Here is a 4,304-nt window from a genome sequence, read left to right as displayed (position 1 = left end):
TCGGATGGGTAGCGCTTCGTCTTGCGGGCGACTTCGGCCATCCGGCGGCGCGTCTCTCGGGTCCACATCCCGAGCTTGAATCATCTCGCCCACGTCGCGCCAAGCCATTCTCAAACGGTCACTCAGCGGCGCCTCTGGCCTCCTGGGGTTCTTCGCGGATCTCATCGATAAGCTGGAGAAGGTCCGCACCGGGATTGAAGGTCTCGGGTGGGTCGGCAAGCTGATCGCCGGAAGCCCCGTTGAAGCTGGCGCCGCTGCGCGCGACGCCATCACCGGCACCTCTGCCACCGCCACGCCGGGCCGGAACCCCCTCGATAACATCGCCTACGCCAGGGCGACCGCCTCGCAGGCCGCCACCCTCAACGGCCTGGATAGCGACGCCTTCACCGCTTTTGTTGAGCGTATCATCAAGCGTGAGAGCGGCGGGCAGCACCACAATAGCGACGGCTCCGTGCGCCTGGGTCCGGTGACGGATTCCGGGGAGCGTGCCATCGGCGCCATGCAGCTGATGCCTGACACGGCGCGGCGTCTTGGCGTGAACGCGAACGATGTCGCGGACAACATCAGGGGCGGCGTGTCCCTCCTGGCGGATCTCTTCAAAAAGTACGGGCAGGACCCCGGCCTTGCCGGTGGGGCCTACTTCGCCGGTGAAGGGCGGATCGATCGCTACCTCTCGGGCCGCGCCACGCTTGGCCCCAAGACGTTCGACTACATGCGTGCCGCTGCCGGTCCTGGCGACCTTGGCGGGCTGAACACCCGCCGTTCTGCCGATGTCATCTCCATCGGCCGCGCTGAGGAGATGACGCGGGGCACGGACGGGCGCAGCGACACCCAGGCCCGCCTTAACTCCCAGATCCGCACCCTGGAGGACGCCGCAGGCCGCCCCGGTCTCGATAGCGACGCCGTGAAGCGGTATCGCGAGGAAGCCGAAAAGCTCCGCGCCCAGCTGGTGGGGCTGAACGATCCCCTTGAGGAGCTGCGCCGCCGGGGTGTCCTCGCCGCGCAGGCGAACCTTCAGCAGGAGGGCGCTGCGCGCCAGCTGCTGACGACCGAGCAGCAGGCCGCTGAGCAGGCGCGCGGGCAGGGTAAATCCGCTGCTGAGCAGATCATGGCAGGCCTGGAGGCCCGCCGTCAGGCGCAGGCCGGGCTTGATACCGCCCTCCGTGACCAGATCGAGACCACGAAGCGTGCTGCCGATGCTGACCGCGATGCCGCCAGCGTCGCCCAGGGCGGGACGCAGGCCATTAACGACCGTCTCACCCGCCGACAGGCCGAGACCGATGCCCTGAAATTCGCGGAGGCGGGGACCGACAAGTACCGCGATGCGGTTGACCGGCTTGTTGACTCGCAGAAGGACAGGAGGGCCGCTGAGGCGGATCTCGGAACGGCGAACCTCATCGCTCAGCAGCGTGATTCTATCGAGTTGCTGGAGCAGGAGACCAAGCTAATCGGTCTCAGCGCCGAAGCTCGCAAGACCGAGCTGGACATCCTCCGCGAGCGTCAGCGGGTCATCAACGCGGGCGGGGACCCGAACAGCTCCGCCTCTATGGCGTCGCAGAACAACATCCGGCGCATCGCTGACCTAACCGCCCGTAATGGTCAGTTGAAGGCCTCCATGGACGAGCTGGCGAGCGTGGGGGAACAGGCATTCGACCGCATCGGCTCCGCGATCACGGAGGCCTTCACGACCGGCAAGACCAGCGCCCTGAACTTTGGCAGCATCGCCAAGGGCGTCCTCTCCGAGACCGTGCAGGCTGCCCTTCGCCTCGCCATCATCAATCCCCTCATGAACTCCCTGTTTGGCGGCTCTCGCGGCACGCTGGGCGGCATCATGACAGTTATGGGTGGCGGAGCTTCCGGCGCGGGAGCCCTCGCGGCGGGTGCTGGCATGGTCATCGGTGGGCAGTCGGGCGGCGGGTCCGCTGGCACCTATGTCCCCGTGCAGAACCAGAACGGCACTGTCATCGGCTACGCCCAGCAGGCTCAGCAGGCCTACAGCCTGTACGATAAGTTCGGCGGTATGAACCCCGGCAACTACATGTCCGCCGGGCATGTCTGGAACACGGGTAGCTCCTGGGCCGATAGCGCCCTTAACGCCTCTCTCTGGGGCACCTCTGGCGCGACCCAGCTCGCCGGAACGAATGCGGCCCTTGCCGCCAATGCCAGTGCCTATTCTGCCACGGGCGCGGGTGTTGGCTTCGGTCCTGCCACCGCTGCCGAGGTTGCCGCTTCTGGTGGCTCCGCTGCGGGCGTGAGCGGCATGACAGTCGGCGGCGCCGCTGCGGGCGTTGCTGGCATCGCGGGTGGTGCCTATGGCATCTACAGCGGCATCCAGAAGGGCGGCGTTGGTGGCGCTTCGATGGCAGCTGGCGGCGCCGCTGTTACCGGCATGTCCGCTGCGGCGATGGCTGGAATGGCCGTCCCGGTTTACGGCTGGATCGCTGCCGCCGTTCTGATGATCTTGGGGTCCATTCTCCCCGGTCAGAAGCCTTCTGACATGACGGGAACGGCGACCATGTCCACCCTTGATAATAATCTCACGGTGGGCGGGCTCAGCGGCAAGCGCATGTCTCAGGAGAACCGGGACAGTGCGTCGGCCATTGCGCGGTCTATCGATAGCATGGCGTCCAAGATTGGCCCTCTCGCCGGGCTAACCCAGGACGTTGCCGCCGCCTACACAGTCTCCGTGGGTAACCGCGACGGGGTGAAGGTGGATGGCCTCGACGGAGGGCGTCTCTCGTACGCTGGCAAGCTGGATGAAGAGATGTCGAAGACCGTCATGAACGACGCGACCACTCGCCTCCTTCAGATGGCCGCGACCCAGACCCCAGACGACAACGTGCGGAAGGTCATCAACGCCTCTGGCGCGGGGAACCCTGAGACCGCTCTCGCCAACCTCGATTGGTATCAGAACACTTACAAGACGCTGATGAAGGATGCTGAGGACCAGACGACTGCCTATGCCCAGTCGGTAAAGAGCGTGAACGACCAGTGGCAACCGCTGATCGATAAGGCCGCGTCCCTGGGTCTCGCCTTCGATCCGATCATGGACAAGATGACGGATGCGCTGAAGAAGCTGGACGACGAACGGCACGACGCCTTCAACGACAACATCAACGGCATGCGTAACGCCATTTCCGGTTATCGTGGGGACGATGCGCGAGGGGTCGCCCTTAAGCAGTTCGACCTCCAGCGCGACAAGGACCGGAAGGCCGGTATCGAGCAGATCGAACAGGCCGGGTTCGGCGAGGCTGAGTTGAAGATCTTCAAGGACACCTTCGACACGATGAAGGAACTTGAGCGCAAGACGGTGGAACTCACTGCGACCCGCGCGCAGGAGGACCGAAACAGCAGCCGCGCCGCGACGCTGGATAGCATCAACCTCGAACGCATGTCCCTGTCTGGCCTGGGCGACACGGCAGCTTATGAACAGGCCCGCCTTCAGCTGACGGCTAACATTGTCACCCTGAAGCGCAGCCTTGAGGATCTGGGGGTATCGTCCACCACGGTTGCGGACACCGTTCGTGCCGCGAACGACAACATGGCCACCTCCCTGAAGCGCCTTGCCGAAGATCAGAAGATCGCCACGGACAGCACCAACGGCGCCCTGGTGGACCGCTACCAGACCGCCATGGGCACGGCCGACGACCTGGGGAACCAGCTGGCCCGCCTTGAGCGTCAGCATGCCGCCGAGCGTATCCAGATGGCCCGCCAGGAGGGCGTGGATCTCGCCCAGCTGATGGTTACCCAGGCGGCTGAGCGCTCCGCCCTGGTGAAGGCCGAACAGCAGAAGATCCTTGCTACCGGGAAGGACATCCGCGCGTACCTCGATCACCTGAACACCACCGCCTCTGCCGGGCGCAGCCCGGAGCAGGCCTACCAGTCCGCCTCGCTCCTATTTGAGCGGGATATCTCCCTCGCGAACTCGGGAGACGCTGACGCCTTGTCCCGGATCACAGGGACGGCCGACACGCTGCTAACCGCCGCAAACGACATGTACTCCTCCTCGGAGCAGTTCAGTTCTGTACAGGACTACGTGAAGGCCTCTCTCGCCAATCTCAAGGAAACGAAGTCCTACGACGCCCAGATCCTTGATCAGTTGAAGGCCGCTGGAGCCGCCGACATCGCCCAGAAGCTCGCCCTCGATAACATCGCGACGCGAGCCGGTGGGGAAGCGGGCGCTAGAGCATTTCCAGCTTACTCGGACGCGTATCCTGAGTTGGCGAGGTAGTTTCTGCACTCGGCTTGGGTGAAGGTGTCGAGCAGGCGCCCGATGGTGGTCCAGAGGGCTTCGCGGGTACGGG

At 64.9% G+C, this 4,304-nt stretch carries 2 protein-coding genes and 1 pseudogene; 1 reads left to right on the top strand and 2 read right to left on the bottom strand.

Annotated features, from left to right (window positions below; genetic code table 11):
- Nucleotides 1–118 precede the first annotated feature (118 nt).
- Nucleotides 119–436, bottom strand: a complete 318-nt coding sequence (locus J5Y10_RS28240) for a hypothetical protein (RefSeq protein WP_245215165.1) — start codon at nt 434–436, stop codon at nt 119–121.
- A 15-nt stretch (nt 437–451) separates the two neighbouring features.
- Between J5Y10_RS28240 and J5Y10_RS27485 the strand changes: the two genes are divergently transcribed.
- Nucleotides 452–4,231 carry a transglycosylase SLT domain-containing protein gene (locus J5Y10_RS27485; protein ID WP_342453047.1) on the top strand — a complete coding sequence of 1,260 codons (3,780 nt, stop codon included), beginning with the start codon at nt 452–454 and terminating at the stop codon, nt 4,229–4,231.
- Here J5Y10_RS27485 and J5Y10_RS28235 read toward each other — a convergent pair.
- Nucleotides 4,198–4,304: pseudogene (locus J5Y10_RS28235) on the bottom strand (IS630 family transposase); the annotation flags it as partial. The gene J5Y10_RS27485 and the pseudogene J5Y10_RS28235 sit on opposite strands and share 34 nt — an antisense overlap.

Origin of the sequence: Roseomonas indoligenes (assembly GCF_017813365.1) — a bacterium.
Classification (GTDB): Bacteria; Pseudomonadota; Alphaproteobacteria; order Acetobacterales; family Acetobacteraceae; genus Roseomonas; species Roseomonas indoligenes.
The sequence above is the reverse complement of the archived record's forward strand: the minus strand, read 5'-3'. Positions and strand labels throughout refer to the sequence as shown.